Source organism: Streptomyces sp. SAS_272, assembly GCF_052543235.1.
In genome coordinates this window covers 67,083-86,000 of the sequence record NZ_JBMNDR010000036.1, presented here as the reverse complement: position 1 = coordinate 86,000, position 18,918 = coordinate 67,083, and the positions used below count along the sequence as shown (strand labels likewise).

17 protein-coding genes are annotated in these 18,918 nt (G+C 72.7%); 8 read left to right on the top strand and 9 right to left on the bottom strand.

From position 1 onward, the window contains the following. Positions 1-60 precede the first annotated feature (60 nt). The 3 genes from ACN6LD_RS21360 to ACN6LD_RS21350 form a co-directional block, all read right to left on the bottom strand. Positions 61-1,215 (bottom strand): serine hydrolase domain-containing protein, encoded by a 1,155-nt coding sequence (locus tag ACN6LD_RS21360; RefSeq protein WP_319188241.1) that lies wholly within the window; start codon positions 1,213-1,215, stop codon positions 61-63. 87 nt (positions 1,216-1,302) lie between these two features. Then, a complete protein-coding gene (locus ACN6LD_RS21355) occupies positions 1,303-2,007 on the bottom strand; it encodes a DUF4389 domain-containing protein (protein WP_319188239.1) in 705 nt (234 codons plus the stop codon). 252 nt (positions 2,008-2,259) lie between these two features. Beyond that, entirely contained in the window at positions 2,260-3,378 is a 1,119-nt protein-coding gene (locus ACN6LD_RS21350) for a hypothetical protein (protein WP_266724076.1), read from the bottom strand. A 202-nt stretch (positions 3,379-3,580) separates the two neighbouring features. Here ACN6LD_RS21350 and ACN6LD_RS21345 point away from each other — a divergent pair, with 202 nt between their 5' ends. Next, positions 3,581-4,735: a cystathionine gamma-synthase gene (locus ACN6LD_RS21345; protein ID WP_057584494.1), complete on the top strand. Its 1,155-nt coding sequence runs from the start codon at positions 3,581-3,583 to the stop codon at positions 4,733-4,735. Positions 4,736-4,762: 27 nt separating this feature from the next. Here ACN6LD_RS21345 and ACN6LD_RS21340 read toward each other — a convergent pair whose 3' ends face one another. From ACN6LD_RS21340 to ACN6LD_RS21330, 3 genes are all read right to left on the bottom strand, one after another. After that, complete coding sequence (locus ACN6LD_RS21340; RefSeq protein ID WP_319188236.1) at positions 4,763-5,011, bottom strand: hypothetical protein; 249 nt, start codon at positions 5,009-5,011, stop codon at positions 4,763-4,765. Beyond that, positions 5,008-5,520 carry a sigma factor-like helix-turn-helix DNA-binding protein gene (locus tag ACN6LD_RS21335; RefSeq protein ID WP_319188234.1) on the bottom strand — a complete coding sequence of 171 codons (513 nt, stop codon included), beginning with the start codon at positions 5,518-5,520 and terminating at the stop codon, positions 5,008-5,010. The genes ACN6LD_RS21340 and ACN6LD_RS21335 overlap by 4 nt, the downstream gene beginning before the upstream one ends. 131 nt (positions 5,521-5,651) lie before the next feature. Next, entirely contained in the window at positions 5,652-6,161 is a 510-nt protein-coding gene (locus ACN6LD_RS21330) for a MarR family winged helix-turn-helix transcriptional regulator (protein ID WP_319188248.1), read from the bottom strand. A 163-nt stretch (positions 6,162-6,324) separates the two neighbouring features. Between ACN6LD_RS21330 and ilvA the strand changes: the two genes are divergently transcribed. From ilvA to ACN6LD_RS21315, 3 genes are all read left to right on the top strand, one after another. Further along, complete coding sequence (gene ilvA, locus ACN6LD_RS21325) at positions 6,325-7,554, top strand: threonine ammonia-lyase (protein WP_319188232.1); 1,230 nt, start codon at positions 6,325-6,327, stop codon at positions 7,552-7,554. A gap of 283 nt (positions 7,555-7,837) precedes the next feature. Beyond that, positions 7,838-8,833 carry an ATP-binding cassette domain-containing protein gene (locus ACN6LD_RS21320; RefSeq protein ID WP_445044015.1) on the top strand — a complete coding sequence of 332 codons (996 nt, stop codon included), beginning with the start codon at positions 7,838-7,840 and terminating at the stop codon, positions 8,831-8,833. Next, on the top strand, positions 8,830-9,693 hold the full coding sequence (locus ACN6LD_RS21315) for an ABC transporter permease (protein WP_319188228.1): 864 nt from the start codon (positions 8,830-8,832) through the stop codon (positions 9,691-9,693). Before ACN6LD_RS21320 ends, ACN6LD_RS21315 begins: the two co-directional genes overlap by 4 nt. A 263-nt stretch (positions 9,694-9,956) precedes the next feature. Here ACN6LD_RS21315 and greA read toward each other — a convergent pair whose 3' ends face one another. Together greA and ACN6LD_RS21305 are read right to left on the bottom strand one after the other, a co-directional pair. Further along, the gene (gene greA / locus ACN6LD_RS21310; protein WP_319188226.1) at positions 9,957-10,457 is read right to left on the bottom strand and encodes a transcription elongation factor GreA; all 501 of its coding nucleotides are present in this window, start codon (positions 10,455-10,457) and stop codon (positions 9,957-9,959) included. 190 nt (positions 10,458-10,647) lie between these two features. Continuing rightward, positions 10,648-11,049 (bottom strand): DUF4307 domain-containing protein, encoded by a 402-nt coding sequence (locus ACN6LD_RS21305; RefSeq protein WP_445044014.1) that lies wholly within the window; start codon positions 11,047-11,049, stop codon positions 10,648-10,650. 125 nt (positions 11,050-11,174) lie between these two features. Between ACN6LD_RS21305 and mca the strand changes: the two genes are divergently transcribed. Further along, positions 11,175-12,035, top strand: a complete 861-nt coding sequence (gene mca, locus ACN6LD_RS21300) for a mycothiol conjugate amidase Mca (protein WP_057584486.1) — start codon at positions 11,175-11,177, stop codon at positions 12,033-12,035. Next, the gene (locus ACN6LD_RS21295; protein ID WP_445044013.1) at positions 12,028-12,312 is read left to right on the top strand and encodes a hypothetical protein; all 285 of its coding nucleotides are present in this window, start codon (positions 12,028-12,030) and stop codon (positions 12,310-12,312) included. The genes mca and ACN6LD_RS21295 overlap by 8 nt, the downstream gene beginning before the upstream one ends. Positions 12,313-12,721: 409 nt before the next feature. Here ACN6LD_RS21295 and ACN6LD_RS21290 read toward each other — a convergent pair whose 3' ends face one another. Further along, positions 12,722-15,922 carry a tetratricopeptide repeat protein gene (locus ACN6LD_RS21290; protein ID WP_319188219.1) on the bottom strand — a complete coding sequence of 1,067 codons (3,201 nt, stop codon included), beginning with the start codon at positions 15,920-15,922 and terminating at the stop codon, positions 12,722-12,724. A gap of 150 nt (positions 15,923-16,072) precedes the next feature. Between ACN6LD_RS21290 and ACN6LD_RS21285 the strand changes: the two genes are divergently transcribed. Continuing rightward, the gene (locus tag ACN6LD_RS21285) at positions 16,073-16,774 is read left to right on the top strand and encodes a hypothetical protein (RefSeq protein ID WP_445044012.1); all 702 of its coding nucleotides are present in this window, start codon (positions 16,073-16,075) and stop codon (positions 16,772-16,774) included. Between the two features lie 30 nt (positions 16,775-16,804). After that, positions 16,805-18,856: a thioredoxin domain-containing protein gene (locus tag ACN6LD_RS21280; RefSeq protein WP_445044011.1), complete on the top strand. Its 2,052-nt coding sequence runs from the start codon at positions 16,805-16,807 to the stop codon at positions 18,854-18,856. The last annotated feature ends 62 nt before the right edge of the window (positions 18,857-18,918 follow it).

Sequence of the window (18,918 nt, the reverse complement as noted above, 5' to 3'; positions counted from 1 at the left end):
GGCCCCCGGCGCACTGCGCCGGGGGCCGTTTGCCGTTTCCGTGCGGTCGGGGCGTACCCCTCAGCCGCCGGTCCGGAGGCCCTGGAGACCGTCGTAGGCGGCCATCAGAAGGTCGAGTCCCCGGGTGTCCTTCGTGGGTTCGCGCATCTGATGGGTCACGTAGGCGACGACCATGCGGGCCTCCGGTTCGATCATGACGGTCGAGCCGCCCCAGCCGCCCCAGCCGTACGTGCCACCGAACCGCCCGTAACCCAGGCCCCAGCTGATCGGCATGCCGAGCCTGCGGTCCTCGCCGCTGAACTGCTCCTCCCACGCACGGTCACGGCCCGCCCGCGACAGCAGCCGTACCCCGCGCACCGAACCTCCGCAGGCCATCGCCGACTGGACCAGGGCGACCGAGCGGGCGTTCCCGAAACCCCCGGCCGCCGGGATCTGCGCCCGGCGCCAGGCCACGCTGTTGCCGTCGCGGACCCGGAACGCGGTCGGCCTGGGAGTCGGCGCCGCGTCCGGGTCGGCGGCGGACCCCGCAGCGTCCGTCGCCGGGTCGCCGGCGGCCGTGCCCGCCGTGTAGTCCTCGTCCCGGGACGGCGGTGGGACCGTCAGCGCCAACCGGTGGTCGTGCTCCGCCGACAGCCCGATGTGGAAGTCCGCGTCCAGCGGGCCGGCGATCTCGTCGGCGAAGAACTCACCCGGCATCCGGCCGGTGATCCGGCGGACGACCTCGCCCACCAGGAACCCCTGGGTGAGCGAGTGGTACCCGGCCGCGCTGCCCGGCTCCCACAGCGGAGCCTGCGCGGCCAGCCGGGCCGTCGCGGCCGGCCAGTCGTACAGCTCGGCGACCGGACCGAACCAGTCGGGCAGCCCGGCCGTATGCGAGAGCAGGTGCCGTACGAGCACCGCCTCCTTGCCCGCCGCGGCGAACTCCGGCCAGTAGCGGGCGACCGGCGCGTCCAGGTCGAGCTCGCCGCGGTCGGCCAGCACCAGCGCGCACAGCGCCGTCATGGTCTTCGTGACGGAATAGACGTTGACGAGGGTGTCCCGCTGCCACGGCACCTCGCGAGCCGCGTCGGCGAACCCGCCCCAGACGTCCACCACCGGCTCACCGTCCACGAAGACGGCCACCGAGCCGCCCGCGTCACCGTCGTCCAGGAGTGCGGCCAGAGCGGTGGGCACCGCGGTGAACAGATCGTCGTACGAGCCCTGAATGTCAGCCATGACCGCCATTCAGCCCCCACCGAAGCGCGCCGGGCAACCGAAATACCGCCCGCCCGCGCCGCCCGCGCCGCCGGTGCCGCCCGGCGGTCACGGTCCGGAGCCGCCCGAGCCGCTCGCCGAGGACTTCGTCAGCGGCGGAGGGGTCTCCTGCGGCCCCATGTCGAGGCGGAACGGCGGATACACGTCGGTCATGAGCGCCGCGTAGACCGCCACCCGCGCGACCCAGCGGGCCAGCCCGAGCAGGAGGTCGAAGAGGTGGACCGGATAGCGGCCGGTGAACGCCAGGATGACCACGGCGACCAGCGAGAGGAAGTAGAGCAGGCCGCCGCCGTGCCACCGGTCCATCTCGCCCCAGCTCCACCCCCAGTCGCCGACGAACATCGCCACGACGATGTACTGCGGGATCACCAGCAGCCACCACTTCACCAGGACCAGCCCCCGGGACAGGCGTTCGGGGTAGGCGACCTCGAGATGCGCCGGGTAGTCGGTCACCTCGGCCAGGGTGAACGGCGGATACCGGTCGGTGCCGAGCGCGGCGTGGGCGTAGTAACCGACACGCCAGTTCCAGCGCAGCACGCCGACGTTGAAGTCGAAGAGCGACCGGGGATACCGGCCCGTGAACAGGATGGCGAAGAACGCCACGACGGTCACGAAGAAGAACGCGATCCACAGGAAGAACAGCACGATGTAGTGCGGGATGGCGAGAAGCCACTTCACCAGCCACAGCCATCTGGACAGCCGGGGGTCGAGGAACGCCTCGATCCGCACAGGCGACCCGGTGACCGGATTCATGTCGATCAGCTCCTCTCGAGCGCCCCCGCCCCAGCGGCCGCCGCCCCCGTCCCGGCCCGGACGGGCCGGCGGACAGGCGGTTTCCTGATCATGAATTCAGGCTCGCACAGGAACGGACGGGCTGCGACCGGGCCGATCCGACGACCCTCCCGCCCTGCTCAGGCTGAGCAGGGCGGAGCAGACCGAGCAGGCGGAGCAGGCATCGGGCAGGGCGGGCGGGAGCGACGGCCCTTCGGGCGCCACGAGCGGCGGTCAGTGCGGCATGGTCGCCGGGCTGCCGCCGTTCGCCTCGTAGCCCGCGACGGCCAGCGCGCGGTAGACCGCGAACTCCGCCGCCGGGTCCGGGGAGAGCGTCCAGGGGAGGGCGCCGACGTGGCCGTCCACGTGGACGAGCTGGCTCATCGCCTCCGACCAGCGCTCCGAGCGGACCAGGAAGAAGACCAGCAGATGGCGGACATGCGCCAGCATCGGGTCGTCGGGCCGGGCCGCGTGCACCGCGAACAGCGCACCGTGCACCGCCTTCGTCACGACCTCGCTCTGGTAGAAGCTCCTGACCAGGTTGACCTCGGGAAGGTGCTCGAAGACCGCGAAGAGGGGCATCGCCGCGAGCAGGGAGCCCCGCGGTGCTCTCGCCGCCGCCGCCTCCGCGAAGTCGTACGCCAGCTCGCGCGAACCGTGCCACTTCTCGCACCAGTAGTGCAGGGCCGCGAGATGCGCCCCCATGTGCGCCGGGGCGCGGTCCAGGATCTTCAGCCAGAGCTGCTCGAACTCGGCCTGCGAGTACCTCATGCCGCGGGCCACCGACAGCTCGACGATGTACGGGACCGGGTCACCGGGGGCCAGCAGGGCAGCCTGCCCGCAGGTGTCCTTCGCCTCCTCCATGATGATCCGGAAGTCGTCCGTGCCCGGCGTCGACGTGCGCCAGGCCTGCTGGACCAGGAACTCGGCGTGCACCGCCGCACCGCCCGCGTCCTTCGGCGCCTCGGTGCGCCACACCCGCAGCCACTGCCCGCCCGGCGCCTCGGCGACCCCGCCCGGCCGCTGCTGCAGCTCGAGCGCCGCCGCGCCCGCGAAGGCCTGGACGCGCTGCCAGCGCAGCTCGCCCTCCGTCTCGGTGCCGGCCAGCAGCTGCTGCGCGGCCCGGTAGTCCTGCGTGCGCTGCACCACGTCCAGCACGTTCAGCAGGTCCTGGTCGGGGCCGGGCATACGGATGTCCAGCTCCTCCGTGGTCAGGAAGCCGTAGTTCGCCGGGTCCGCGGCGTCGGGATGATCTGCCGGGACCAGCCCGACCAGGCCGCGCCTGCGCCGCAGCAGCGCCAGAAGCACGAAGCCGATCATGATCACGGCCGTCAGGACCCAGAGAATCTCCATGCCACAAGCGAACCAGACCGCGCCGACAATTGGCCAACCCGCCCCCATGCCTGTGGAAAAACGTCCCTGCCGACCGACGCCCGGCCGGTGCCCCGACCGACGCCCGGGCGGCCGGGGCCGACCCGCCCGTGACGGCGGAGCCGGACCGCCGTTGCGGCCGCCGGGCCGCACCGCGCCCGCGAGCGGACTACGCTCGGGGCCCATGAGCGACAGGCACATCAGTCAGCACTTCGAGACCCTCGCGATCCACGCGGGCAACACCGCGGACCCCCTCACCGGCGCGGTCGTCCCGCCGATCTACCAGGTCTCGACCTACAAGCAGGACGGCGTCGGCGGTCTGCGCGGCGGCTACGAGTACAGCCGCAGCGCCAACCCCACCAGGACCGCCCTCGAGGAGAACCTCGCCGCCCTCGAAGGCGGCCGCCGAGGCCTCGCGTTCGCTTCCGGACTGGCGGCCGAGGACTGCCTGTTGCGTACGCTGCTCAGCCCCGGCGACCACGTGGTCATCCCCAACGACGCCTACGGCGGCACGTTCCGGCTCTTCGCCAAGGTCGTGGCCCGCTGGGGTGTGGAATGGTCGGTCGCCGACACCGGCGACGCCGCCGCCGTCCGGGCCGCGATCACACCGAAGACCAAGGCCGTGTGGGTGGAGACCCCCTCCAACCCGCTCCTCGGCATCACCGACATCGCCGCCGTGGCCCAGGTCGCCCGTGAGGCCGGCGCCCGTCTCGTCGTCGACAACACCTTCGCCACGCCGTATCTGCAGCAGCCGTTGTCGCTGGGCGCGGACGTCGTCGTGCACTCCCTGACCAAGTACATGGGCGGCCACTCGGACGTCGTCGGCGGCGCGCTGATCACCGGCGACGCGGAGCTCGGCGAGGAACTGGCGTACCACCAGAACGCGATGGGCGCGGTGGCCGGGCCCTTCGACTCCTGGCTGGTGCTGCGCGGCACGAAGACGCTGTCGGTGCGCATGGACCGGCACAGTGAGAACGCCACCAGGATCGCCGACATGCTGACCCGTCACGCGCGCGTGACGAGCGTGCTGTACCCGGGCCTGCCGGAGCACCCCGGTCACGAGGTCGCGGCCAAGCAGATGCGGGCCTTCGGCGGCATGATCTCCTTCCGGGTCGCCGGCGGCGAGGAGGCGGCCGTCGAGGTCTGCAACCGCGCCAAGGTGTTCACCCTCGGCGAGTCGCTGGGCGGCGTCGAGTCCCTCATCGAGCACCCGGGCCGTATGACGCACGCGTCCGTGGTCGGTTCCGCCCTCGAGGTGCCCGGCGACCTCGTCCGTCTCTCCGTCGGCATCGAGAACGTCGACGACCTCCTCGAGGACCTCCAGCAGGCCCTCGGTTAGTCGTCGCACGGCCGTCGGCGCGGGTCGTCACCAGCCGGTCAGCGGTGGGGTCGTCTGCGACGGCGGCTCCACCCACGGCTCGACGACCGCCGCCCAGACGACGAACGTCACGGCCGCCGCGAACAGCAGCAGCCACATCAGCCGCAGGGCGAGCGTCCGTCGGCGCAGCAACCGGCTGCCCCGGCGGACGACGTCCGGGTAGAGCTCCGCCGGCAGGGGCGGGGCCGCCCGCTCCATCATCTGCCGGACGGCGGCCTCCCGGGCGGCCCGGTTCACGACGCCGCCGCCTTCGCCCGGCGCACCACGGGCGCGGGATCGCGCGGCGGATGCAGCAACGTGGCCGTCGCCCGTTCGCAGACCGCGCGGACCCGGTCCTCGGACAGCCCCAGCAGCGCCCCCACCTGCTCCTCGGCGACGCCCTCGTACAGCCTGAGGACGAGGACGAGACGCTGCCGGGGGGTGAGGCGGGCCAGCGCGCCGACGGCCGAACCCGGGCGGCCACGGCCGAAGCGCAGCGTGCCGTACCGGTGCCAGGCGCCGTGCGCGAAGCGGGCCGCGAGGCACTCACGGGCGTGGTCGTAGGGGTCCTCACCGCGCAGCCGGTCCCAGCACGCGTACGTGTGCGCGAGAGCCAGGGTCAGCAGACGACGTGCGCGCGGGTTGTCGTCCGGGGCCTCCGCGGTGAGCAGCGTGGCGGTGTGCAGCAGCCGCCCGCCGGCTCCGGCGACGAACGCCTCGAAGTCCCGGTTCCTGCGGAGTTCCTGGGTCGCACGCCTCTCTTGCACACCGAGCCTCCCGCCTGACGGCGTCCTTCGGACGGCCATCTGCCCCGGTCTCATCTGAGGCCAGGGGCGGGCCGCCGGTCAAGAGCCGCGCACGCACGCCGGAAAGTCGTCCGCGCGCGGGCGCCCGGGGGTCAGGTGGCGGCCGGCGACTGCTCCGCGCCCGGGACGCCCGTGGAGGCCATCCGGGAGGACAGCGCGGTGTTGAAGCGCGTGAGGAGCGCGCAGAACGCCTCGCGCTCCTCCGGCGCCCAGTCGTCCGTCAGTTCGGCCATCAACTGCCGTCGGGAGGAGCGCACTTCTTCGAGGCGCGACGCCCCGCGCGGGGACAGCTGGAGCACCACGGCCCGCCCGTCCTCCGGGTGCGAGGTCCGCTTGACCAGGCCGGTGTCGACGAGCGGCGCCACCTGCCGGGTGACCGTCGAGGAGTCGATTCCCATGCTCGCGGCGAGCGCCTTGACGCCCATCGGACCTTCGTTGTCGAGACGGTTGAGCAGCAGGTACGCGGCGCGGTCCATGGAGTTGCGCACCTGTCCGACGCCGCCGAGCCGGGTCTGCTCGGCCCGGCGCGCGAACACCGCGACCTCGTGCTGCAGCGTGTCGAGAAGACCGGTGTCACCGACGGTCGTCATGTCCATCGACATTTCAGGTGTTGTGGGCATGGCCGGGGGCTCACTTCATGAAGGGGCTGCTGGAATGGGGGACAGAGTACGCGGCTGGAAGGCGGGTCGTACCGGCGCTGCGGAAACCGGTCTCGGAGGTTGGTCACAGCGGTCGTTCCCGCCTGTGAACTGCGATGCTGGTGTCATGAGCTACAGCCCGGCTGACTCCTTGCGCGCCGTCACCCTCGACGATGTGCGCGGTGCCCAGAAGATGCTGTCGGGCGTGGCCCGGGCGACCGCGATGGAGGGCAGCAGGCACCTGTCCCAGCTGGTCGGGGCCCCGGTGCACCTCAAGTGCGAGAACCTCCAGCGGACGGGTTCGTTCAAGCTGCGCGGCGCCTACGTGCGGATCGCCGGGCTGCTGCCGGAGGAGCGGGCCGCCGGGGTCGTGGCGGCGAGCGCGGGCAACCACGCGCAGGGCGTGGCGCTGGCGTCGGCGCTGCTGGGGGTGCGCTCCACGGTGTTCATGCCCCGGGGAGCGCCGCTGCCGAAGATCAGCGCGACCCGGGAGTACGGCGCGGAGGTGCGGCTGCACGGCCAGGTGGTCGACGAGACGCTGGCGGCGGCGCAGGAGTACGCGGCCGCGACGGGCGCGGTCTTCATCCACCCCTTCGACCACCCCGACGTCATCGCCGGGCAGGGCACGGTCGGCCTGGAGATCCTGGAGCAGTGCCCGCAGGTGCGCACGATCGTCGTCGGGATCGGCGGCGGGGGCCTGGCGGCGGGCATCGCGGTCGCCGTGAAGGCGCTGCGGCCGGACGTGCGGATCGTCGGCGTGCAGGCGGCGGGCGCGGCGGCGTACCCGGCCTCGCTCGCGGCCGGGCGCCCGGTGTCGATCGCCAACCCCACGACGATGGCGGACGGCATCAAGGTCGGCCGGCCGGGCGACGTGCCGTTCGGCATCGTCGGCGACCTGGTGGACGAGGTGCGCACGGTGTCGGAGGGCGAGCTGTCCACCGCGCTGCTGCTCTGCCTGGAGCGGGCCAAGCTGGTCGTCGAGCCGGCCGGGGCGAGTCCGGTGGCCGCGCTGCTGAGCGAGCCGGGCGCCTTCGAGGGGCCGGTCGTCGCGGTGCTCTCCGGCGGCAACGTCGACCCGGTGCTGATGGAGCGCGTGCTGCGGCACGGCATGGCGGCGCAGGGCCGCTACCTGGCCGTTCGTCTGCGGCTGACGGACCGGCCGGGCGCTCTTGCGACGATGCTCGGAGCGTTGTCGGCGGTCGACGCCAATGTGCTGGACGTGGGCCATGTGCGGACCGATCCGCGGCTCGCGCTGACCGAGGCGGAGGTAGAACTGCATCTGGAGACGAAGGGGCCGGCGCACTGCGCCGAGGTCGGCCGGGCGCTGCGCGAGGCCGGCTACACCGTCATCGACTGAGGCCGCCGGAAGGTTCACCCGGGGCGCCCCGGGAACCGTCGGCCGTGGCCTTCCCGGCCCCCGTCAGGGGTGTGCGGAGGCGTCCGGATGCGGTCGCGGCAGGGTGTCGGCGCGGGTCGGGACGGCCTTCGTCACCCACGCGAGAAAGTCCGTTGTGAGACGCGATACATCGCGTTATGGTCTGTGTCACGCCACCCGTCTCCGCTTTCGGCGGCAGGATGAAAGGCGCAATTCCGGTTTACTCGATCCCGCATGAAGTATCCCCAACGACGTGGAGACTCATATGCCAGGCGCCATCTACGCCGAAGGCCTGGTGAAGACCTTCGGCGACGTAAAGGCTCTGGACGGCGTCGACCTCGACGTCCCGGAAGGCACCGTGCTCGGCCTGCTCGGGCCGAACGGCGCGGGCAAGACCACCACGGTCCGCTGTCTGACCACCCTTCTGCGCCCCGACAGCGGGCGGGCCGTGGTCGCCGGCCTCGACGTGCTCAGACATCCCAACGAGGTGCGCCGCTCGATCGGCCTGTCCGGCCAGTTCGCCGCGGTCGACGAGTACCTCACCGGCCGCGAGAACCTGCAGATGGTCGGGCAGCTGTACCAGATGAGGGCCGGCGCGGCGAAGGCCCGGGCCGCCGAGCTCCTCGAACAGTTCGACCTCGCGGACGCCGCAGACCGCACGGCCAAGACCTACTCCGGAGGCATGCGCCGCCGCCTCGACCTGGCCGCGGCACTGGTGGTCTCGCCGCCCGTGATGTTCATGGACGAGCCGACGACCGGCCTCGACCCCCGCAACCGGCAGCTGCTGTGGGAGGTCATCAAGCGCCTCGTCTCCGGCGGCACGACCCTGCTGCTGACCACCCAGTACCTGGAAGAGGCCGACCACCTGGCGCACGACATCGCGGTCGTCGACCACGGCCGTGTCATCGCCCGCGGCACCTCCGACGAACTCAAGGCCCGCACCGGCGGGGAGCGCGTGGAGGTCGTCGTGCACGACCGCGCGCACATCGCCGTGGCGCAGGAGGTGCTGACCGGCTTCGGCAAGGGCGACACCACCGTCGAGCAGCACACCCGCAAACTCACGGTGCCCGTGACCGGCGGCGCCAAGCTCCTCGCCGAGGTGATCCGCGAGCTCGACACCCGCGGCATCGAGATCGACGACATCGGCCTGCGCCGCCCCACCCTCGACGACGTCTTCCTGTCCCTGACCGGGCACGTGGCCGAGGAGCGGGCGGCGACCGACGACGACAACGGACAGAGCGAGAGGGAGACCGTCAAATGAGTGCCGTCACCGACGCCGTGCGCGGCGCGGCGCCCAAGCCCGCCCATCCGCTGGGCCAGTCCGTCCGCGACTCGCTGGTCGTTGCGAAACGCAACTTGATCCGGATGTCCCGCATCCCGGAAATGATCATTTTCGGGCTCATCCAGCCCATCATGTTCGTGGTGCTGTTCACCTATGTGTTCGGCGGCTCCATGCGGATCGGCGACAGCATCAGCGCCACCGCCTACAAGAACTTCCTCATGGCGGGCATCTTCGCGCAGACCGTCACCTTCGCCACCGCGGGCGCCGGCGCCGGCATCGCCGACGACATGCACAAGGGCCTCATCGACCGCTTCCGCTCCCTGCCCATGGCGCGCGGCGCGGTCCTCACCGGCCGCACCCTCGCCGACCTCGTGCAGACCGCGCTCACCCTGCTGGTGCTGGCGTTGGTCGCCCTCCTGGTCGGCTGGCGCGTCGGTTCCGACGGGGACACCAACGCCGGCCGGGTCCTGGCGGCCTTCGGGCTGCTGCTTCTGCTCGGCTACGCGTTCACCTGGATCGGCGCCCTGATCGGCCTGAGCGTGCGCACCCCCGAGGCGGCCACGTCGGGCGGGCTGATCTGGCTCTTCCCGGTGACCTTCATCTCCAACGCGTTCGTGGACACCAGCAACATGACGCCCTGGCTGCGCCATGTCGCCGAGTGGAACCCGTTCAGCGCCACCGTCCAGGCGTGCCGGGTGCTGTTCGCCAACCCGGGCCAGTCGCAGTCCGACGCCTGGCCGATGGTGCACCCGGTCTGGGCCTCGCTGATCTACTCGGTCCTGATCATCGTGCTGTTCAGAACGCTGGCCGTCCGCAAGTACCGCTCGGCCACCGCGTGACGGCCACAGCACGACGGCCACGGCGTGACGGCCACCGCGTGACGGTCACAGCGCGACGGCGACCGCATGACGGGGCACGGCGTGACGGCCGGCGGTGACGGCCGACGGCCGTGAGAGCCGGCCGGCCGCGGCGGACGGATGCGGGGACGACGAAGCCCCCGGCGGCACGGGCGCCGGGGGCTTCGTCCGGAAGATCCGGGACGCGGGGTCCGGGACAGGAGGTCCGGGACAGGAGGTCCGGGACGGAAGGTCCGCGAAAGGGCTCAGCCGCTGTAGGGCTCGGCCTTGAGGATGCGCACGGAGGCCTTCTTGCCGTTGGGCAGCTCGTACTCCGCCTCCTCGCCGACCTTGTGACCGATCACGCCGGTGCCCAGCGGGGACTGGGGCGAGTAGGTCTCGATGTCGGAGCTCGCGTACTCGCGCGAGGCGAGCAGGAAGGTCGTGGTGTCGTCCTCGTCGCCGTCGAAGGCGATGGTCACGAGCATGCCGGGCGCCACCGTGCCGTCGGTGGAGGTAGGGGTCTCGCCCACCTTGGCGTTCTCCAGGAGCTGGGTCAGCTGGCGCACACGGAGCTCCTGCTTGCCCTGCTCCTCCTTGGCCGCGTGGTACCCACCGTTCTCGCGCAGGTCCCCCTCCTCGCGCGCGGCCGCGATCTTGGCGGCGATCTCCGTGCGCGCAGGACCAGTAAGGTACTCAAGCTCGACCTTGAGCTTGTTGTACGCCTCCTGGGTCAGCCAGGTGACGGACTCGCTGGTCTGGGTCACAGGTGCTCCTCGTCGGTACTGGGAAGTCAAAGCATCGCCCACCCAGAAGCATGTTCCTCAGGTGATGGGCGAAACCACGAGCCTAACAATTCAGTGGCCGAAGGGGGAGGACATAAGCCACCAGAATTGCGTCGACGCAGGTCAACGAACAGGTATTACCGTGGGTGCCACTCGCGTGGGGGCTCCCGCGTCAGTCGGCGTGGCAGCCGAGCAGCTCCGCCGTCGTGCCCGTCGCGGTCGTACGCAGGGTGACCACCTTGTCGATGCGCGTGTCCGAACCGGAGAACCGGAAGTCCGCCCGGCCCACCTCGGCGCCGTCGGCGGCCTGCGAGCGCACCGTGCAGTAGCCGCTCGTGCCCGAGTCCTTGCGGACCTCCAGGTGGACCCGCACCGCGGAGTCCGAGGTCGCCTCGAAGGCGATCACCTCGGCGCTGATCTTGTTCTGGCCGACGTAGTGGTAGGCGAAGTAGCCCATCAGCGCCAGCAGCAGGGCGCCCAGCACCGCACCGGCGATCTTGAGCTTGTGGTCGGCGCGCTCGTCCGAGGAACCGCCGTACCGGCCCTCCGGAAGTCGCGTGCTGGCCGTGCTCATGATCGTCCTCTCGGCGCGGAATTATTCGCCCCCCGATTCGGTCACTATAGAAGCCTGCGATCGCGCCGGTGCACACCGGGCGCCGACTTACCGAGGATTGAGTCTTGACTGACCAGCTGCGACTGATGGCCGTGCACGCCCACCCCGACGACGAGTCGAGCAAGGGCGCGGCCACCATGGCGAAGTACGTGTCCGAGGGGGTGGACGTGCTGGTCGTGACCTGCACGGGCGGGGAGCGCGGCTCCATCCTCAATCCCAAGCTGCAGGGCGACACGTACATCGAGGAGCACATCCACGAGGTGCGCAAGAAGGAGATGGACGAGGCCCGCGAGATCCTCGGCGTCCGGCAGGAGTGGCTCGGCTTCGTCGACTCCGGCCTGCCCGAGGGCGACCCGCTGCCGCCGCTCCCGGAGGGCTGCTTCGCCCTGGAGGACGTCGACAAGGCGGCCGGCGAGCTGGTGAAGCAGATCCGCACCTTCCGTCCCCAGGTGATCACCACCTACGACGAGAACGGCGGCTACCCGCACCCCGACCACATCATGACCCACAAGATCTCCATGGTGGCGTTCGAAGGCGCGGACGACACCGAGAAGTACCCCGAGAGCGAGTTCGGCGCCGCCTACCGGCCGCTGAAGCTCTACTACAACCAGGGCTTCAACCGTCCGCGCACCATGGCGCTGCACCAGGCGATGCTCGACCGCGGCCTGGAGTCCCCCTACGGGGAGTGGCTCAAGCGCTGGGAGGAGTTCGGGCAGCGGGAGCGCACGCTCACCACGCACATCCCCTGCGACGACTTCTACGAGATCCGCGACAAGGCGCTGATCGCGCACGCCACCCAGATCGACCCCGACGGCGGCTGGTTCCGCGTTCCCATGGAGATCCAGCGGGAGGTGTGGCCCACGGAGGAGTACGAGCTCGCGAAGTCGCGCGTCGACACCGCCATCCCCGAGGACGACCTCTTCGCGGGCATCCGCGACAATGCCTGACATGAGCGCAAGCGTGAGCCTGGCAATGACGCACCTCGTCCCCCTTGCCAAGGAGGTCGACGAGAACAAGGTCACCCCCGGCGTCCTCGGCTTCGTCGTCTTCGCGGCGATGGCGGTCGCGGTGTGGGGCCTGATGAGGTCCATGAGCAAGCACATGGGCAAGGTCGACTTCACGGAGACGGCCGCCGGGGAGCGGACCTCCGCCGGCGCGCCGACGGACGCCCCGGGTGACACGGCGGCGAACACGACGACGGGGAAGCCCTCCTCGGCGACGTGAGGCCGTGACCGGGCGAGCGCGGACGCTGCCGCGGGCGCCGGGCCCGGTCCGGTAGCCGGATCACCGGCTACCGGCCGGGGCCCGAGCCCGCTCTCTCCGCGCGGGTCCCGAGCCCGCCTCACCTCGCGCGGGTCCCGAGCCCGCTCTCTTCGCGCGGGGCCGGGGCCGCTTCACCTCGCGCGGGTCCCGAGCCCGCCTCAGCTCGCGCGGGGCCCGAGCCCGCTTCACCTCGCGCGGGGCCGGGGCCGCTTCACCTCGCGCGGGTCCCGAGCCCGCCCTCTTCGCCCGGGGCCCGAGCCCGCTTCACCTCGCGCGGGGCCCGAGCCCGCTTCACCTCGCGCGGGGCCGGGGCCGCTTCACCTCGCGCGGGGCCCGAGCCCGCCTCACCCTCGGCGGGGCCGGGGCCGCCTCAGACCGCGCCGACGTCCACCCCCATGACCTCCCGTCCGTGCCTGTCCGGTACCAGCCCCAGACGCCATGCCTGCCAGCCCGACTCCAGGCGGACGCCGCGGTCCAGCAGCAGGCCGTAGGCCTCCAGGCACTCGGTCAGCCGGTCGTCGCGCAGCGGATGGTGCGCCCGCCGCAGCTCCGCCAGGTCCTCCTGCGCCACCGCAGTGCCCACCTCCACGCCGCCCGGGGCCGCGTACGGCAGGAGCGTGCAGCGCAGGAAGCGGGCCCAGTCCTCGCCCCGCCGGTCGCCGTAGGACGTGAACAGGGCCGCCGCCTCCTCGCACAGCGCGAGGGCCGCCTGGGTACGGGCGTTGCCCGCGTCCACGATCGCCAGCTCGAGGCACGTCCAGGCCTCGCCGTGGGCGACGCCGATGCGCTGGAAGTCGGCGCGTGCGTCGACCAGGAGCTGCCGGGCGAAGCCCGAGTTGCGCAGCGAACCGGTCTGCGCGGCGCGCTGGTCGCGGGTCACCCGCGCCGAGTGGTGCCGGGCGCAGGCCAGCCCGTAGACGTCCCGCATGCGGGAGAAGAGGGTGCGGGAGCGTTCCAGTTCGCGGACCGCGTGATGGAGATCGCCCGTCTCCTCCAGCGCCAGGCCCAGGTAGTACACCGTCCACGCCTCGCCGCGCGCGTCCTCGTTGTCCCGGTGCCGGGCCGACGCCCGGCGCAGGTCCTCCGCCGCCGGACCCGGATCGCCGTCGATGAGACGGGCCCGCGCCAGCTGGGTCATCGCCCACGCCTCGCCGCGGGCGTCGCGGGTGCGGCCGTACAGGTCAAGAGCCTGCCGCAGCTCGGACTCGGCCTGCGGCACATCGCCCCGCCGCAGATGCAGCTGCCCCAGCTGGAAGTGCGCCCACGCCTCACCGTGCACGGAGCCGCCCTCGCGGTGCAGCAGCAGTGAACGGGTCAGCAGGTCCAGTGCCTCGGCGAGATGGGCCCGGTCCCGTTCCACCGCCGCCAGCGCGTGCATCGTCCAGGCGCGGTCGGTGGCCAGCTCGGGCGCGGCCTGCAGGGCCATCGCCTCCCGCAGTTTCGCCGACGCCTCCGTGAGCTGGCCCTGGTGGTGCAGGGTGATGCCCAGTGAGCACAGCGCCCGCGCGGCGCCCGCGTCGTGGTGGGCCTGCAGATACAGGTCGACGACCGAGCTGAGCGTGGTGCGCGCCTTGTCGAGCTCGCCCAGCTGACGGGCGGCGATGCCGGTGCGCCACTGCACGGACCTGACCAGCAGATCCTGGCCGACCGACTGTGCCAGCTCGCTGATCTCGCCGAGCCGGTAGAGGTCGCCGCGCAGCAGGCAGTAGTCGCACAGCGCGCCCAGCAGACTCATCACCGCGTTCTGGTCGACGCCCTCCGCGTGCCGCAGCGTCGCCGTGATGAAGCTGGACTCGTCGTCCAGCCAGCGCAGCGCCTCGTCCAGCGAGGTGAAGCCGTGCGGGGTGAACCGGTCGGAGCGGGTCGACATGTTGCCGTCGACCAGGCGCAGCACGGAGTCGGCCAGCTCCGCGTAGCTCACCAGCAGCCGCTCCTGCGCCGCCGAACGCTCGGCCGGGTCCTCCTCGTCCAGCAGCCGGGCCTGCGCGAAACCGCGGACCAGGTCGTGCAGACGGTAGCGGTCGCCACGGACCCGGTCGACGAGACCCGAGTCGGCGAGGGCCGCGAGAAGACGGGACGCCTCCGGGCGGTCCGTCGCGAGCAGCGCGGCGGCCGCGGCCGTACCCAGCGAGGCCCGTCCGGCCAGCGCCAGCCGGCGCAGCAGCCGGCGGGTCGTCTCCGGCTGGTCGGTGTAGCGCAGCCACAGCGCGCGTTCCACCGGCTCCACCGGGCCGTACGCCTCGAGATCCGCCGCGAGGGCGCGCGGCGAGCGCGGGCCCAGTGAGGAGCCCACGACCCGCAGCGCGAGCGGCAGCCCGCCGCACAGCTCGGTGATCCGGTCCGCGGCCTCGGCGTCGTACGGACCCGAGGCGTCCTGGGCCGTCGCGCCCAGCAGTTCCTCCGCGCCCGCCGCCGCCAGCGGACGGATCGCCAGTTCATGCACCCACGCCGACAGTTCGGCCGGCAGGGCGAGCGACGACCGGGCCGTCACGAGGACCAGGCTGTCGGAGCGCTCCGGGACGAGCGCACGGACCTGCTCGGCATCCGAGGCGTCGTCCAGGATCACCGTCACCGGCAGACCCGTCAGGTGCTGGTGGTACAGCTCGCCCAGCCGCTTCAGCTGCTGCTCCGCCGAAGAACGCTCACGGAAGAGAAGCTGCTCGCGGGGCGCGCCCAGCCGGTTCAGCAGATGCAGCAGGGCGTCCCGGGTGGGCAGCGGGGTCTCGCCCGTGCTGTCGCCCCGCAGGTCCACCACACAGGCGCCGCGGAACTGGTCCCGCAGATCGTGCGCGGCCCGCACCGCGAGGGCGGTACGGCCGCTGCCGGGAGCGCCGTGCAGCACGACCACGGTGGGACGGGTCTGCGTGCTGGCCCGCGCCGCCTGCACCCACTGCCGGATCTGCGCGAGTTCCGCGCGTCGCCCGGCGAACGGACCGACCGGCTCGGGGAGTTGTGCGAACGACTGCTGCAGCACCGTCCGCCCGCGTGCCGCCGCGCTCTTGTCCGCGCCGCGCAGTTGCGGTCCCGTCGCCTTCTTCGGACCGGTCGTCGCGCTCAGCACGCGCTGCTGGTCCAGGAACGGCCGGATGCCGCGCACTTCGAGCGCCGTGAGCCACTGCAGCCTCAACTGCTCCGCGCCGCCCGGCTGTCCGGCCGCGCCGGCCCGGTGATGCGCGGCCGGCAGATGAGACCCCGCCACCTTCACGACCGTCGCCGCCGCCCCGACGACCCCGACGGTCACCCCGGCGCCGAGCGCCGTGCCCGGGCCCGTGCCCAGCGCGAGGTCGGCGACCGCCGTCGTCAGGGCGGCGACGCCCGCCACCAGCAGCGGAGTCCGGCCGCCCTCGCGCGCGTAGCGCTGTCCGAAGCTGATCCGGGCGGACTCCGTCTCCTCCAGGGCGCGGGCGTAGGCCTCGTACTCCTCGGCGGCGGTCTGCGCCATCGCGTCCAGCGCGCCCCGCGCCCGCGTCAGCAGCGTCTGCCGGTCGGCACGCCCGCCGGACCGCCGCACCTCTTCCTCCACGGCCCGCGCCAACAACCGCTCGGCTTCCGCCCTATGGCCGTCCCGCATGTCCCGTCCCCCTCCGGCGGCACCAGTTGTGCTCGGTCAAGTGTGCGGCGGGCGGCTCCGCGGCGCGAGGGGGCAGGAGGCGTTGCGGCACGGGGCGCCCTCGCCACTATCGTGATCGCAGAAACCGATCAGGACGACGGGGGAAGTTGCATGAGCGCGTACAACGGGGGGCCGGCGGGCCCGCCGCAGGGCCCCCACCAGCCCTATCCGCCCCAGCCGCCGCATCCCCAGCCGCCTCAGACGCCCCAACAGCCGCGGTGGGCCTGGTGGGTCGTCGGGATCGTCATCCCCGTGGTGGGCATTCTCATCACGGTTCTGGTGAGCCGGCCGGGCTCGTCGGACGACGACGGCAAGGCGGCGCCGACCTCCGACGGGCGGCCGCCCGTCTCGGCGTCGTCCTCCGCTCCGGCGCAGCCCCCGGCGTCCGCCACGCCGGGAGCCGGGTCGGGCGCCGGCACGGCGCAGGTGCGGTACGGCCCCGCGGACCTGGCGGCCGACGTGACCGACTCCGGGTCGTACATCGAGCTGGACACGTCCCGGCCGGTCGTGTCGGGCAGCTCCCTCAAGGGCGGGGACGTCATCTTCGGGGCGTCCCTCGGCGACCCGACGCTGTTCGTGCCGGACTCCGCCTCCCGCCTGGCCCCGCTGCCCGCCTCAGGTCCCGCCCCGAGCGCCGGGGAGTGCGCCGACAGCGTGGACCGCAACGGCACCTACACGGCCGACGTGAAGCGGGGCGACCGCTTCTGCCTGCTGACCGACCAGGGGCACGTCGCCTACCTGCGCGTCGTCACCGCGCCGAGCAGGGGCCAGGGCACGCTCAACGTCACCGTCTGGGACATGCCTGCCGCCTGACCGGCCGGGACCTGCGGCAGGATGGAGGTCATGGCGAACCGACTGGCCCATGAGACGTCCCCCTACCTGCTCCAGCACGCCGACAACCCCGTCGACTGGTGGCCCTGGTCGGCGGAGGCCTTCGAGGAGGCGCGCAGGCGGGGCGTGCCGGTGCTGCTGAGCGTGGGATACAGCAGCTGCCACTGGTGCCATGTGATGGCGCACGAGTCCTTCGAGGACCAGGAGACCGCAGACCGCCTCAACGACCACTTCGTCAACATCAAGGTCGACCGGGAGGAGCGTCCCGACGTCGACGCCGTCTACATGGAAGCCGTGCAGGCGGCCACCGGGCAGGGCGGGTGGCCGATGACCGTGTTCCTGACGCCCGAGGCCGAGCCGTTCTACTTCGGCACGTACTTCCCGCCCGCGCCCCGGCACGGCATGCCCTCCTTCCGGCAGGTGCTGGAGGGGGTGCACCAGGCGTGGACCGAGCGGCGCGACGAGGTGGCCGAGGTCGCGGGGAAGATCGTGCGGGATCTCGCCGGACGGGAGATCTCCTACGGGGACAGCCGCGCCCCCGGGGAACAGGAGCTGTCGCAGGCCCTGCTCGGGCTGACCCGGGAGTACGACGCGCAGCGCGGCGGCTTCGCCGGCGCGCCGAAGTTCCCGCCGTCGATGGTGCTCGAGTTCCTGCTGAGGCACGCCGCGCGGACCGGCGCCGAGGGTGCGCTGCAGATGGCGCAGGACACCTGCGAGCGGATGGCGCGCGGCGGGATCTACGACCAGCTCGGCGGCGGGTTCGCCCGGTACTCGGTGGACCGTGACTGGGTGGTGCCCCACTTCGAGAAGATGCTGTACGACAACGCCCTGCTCTGCCGCGTCTACGCGCACCTGTGGCGGGCCACCGGAAGCGAGCTGGCCCGTCGGGTCGCACTGGAGACCGCCGACTTCATGGTGCGCGAACTGCGCACCGCCGAGGGCGGGTTCGCCTCGGCGCTCGACGCCGACAGCGACGACGGCGACGGCAACCACGTCGAGGGCGCGTACTACGTGTGGACGCCCGGTCAGCTCGCGGCGGCGCTCGGCCCCGAGGACGCCGAGCTCGCGGCACGTTGTTTCGGCGTGACCGAGGAGGGCACCTTCGAGCACGGCGCCTCCGTCCTGCAGCTGCCCCAGCAGGAGGAAGTGTTCGACGCCGGCAGGATCGCGGGCATCAAGGAGCGGCTGCTGCGTGAGCGCGCGCTGCGCCCGGCGCCCGGCCGGGACGACAAGGTCGTCGCCGCGTGGAACGGGCTCGCGATCGCCGCGCTCGCCGAGACCGGCGCCTACTTCGACCGTCCGGACCTGGTGGACGCGGCCGTCGTCGCCGCCGACCTCCTCGTCCGGCTGCACCTGGACGACCGGGCGCGGCTGTCGCGGACCAGCAAGGACGGTCAGGTCGGGGCCAACGCGGGCGTCCTGGAGGACTACGCCGACGTCGCCGAGGGATTCCTCGCGCTGGCCTCGGTCACCGGGGAGGGCGTCTGGCTGGAGTTCGCCGGGTTCCTGCTCGACCATGTCCTCGCCCGGTTCGCCGACCCGGAGTCCGGCGCGCTGTTCGACACCGCCGCCGACGCCGAGCGGCTCATCCGACGGCCACAGGACCCGACCGACAACGCCGTGCCCTCCGGCTGGACGGCCGCGGCCGGTGCGCTGCTGGGGTACGCGGCCCACACCGGTTCCGAGCCGCACCGCACGGCCGCGGAGCGGGCGTTGGGCGTGGTGAAGGCGCTCGGGCCGCGGGTTCCCCGGTTCATCGGGTGGGGGCTGGCCGTCGCCGAGGCGCTGCTCGACGGCCCGCGCGAGGTCGCCGTCGTCGGCCCCGCCACGGACGACCTCGCGGCGAGGGCCCTGCATCGCACGGCGCTGCTGGGCAACGCCCCGGGCGCGGTCGTCGCCTTCGGCGTCCCGGGCGGCGACGAGTTCCCGCTGCTGGCCGACCGGCCGCTGCGGGACGGCGCGCCGACCGCGTACGTCTGCCGCGACTTCACCTGTGACGCCCCCACCACCGACCCGGAACACCTGCGCGCCGCGCTCGGCGGCCGGGAGCAGCCGGCGGGTTAGAGGGCGTCGGGTCGACGGACCGGGTGGCGACGGAGCGGACGGGCTGCGGGCCGGACGGGCTG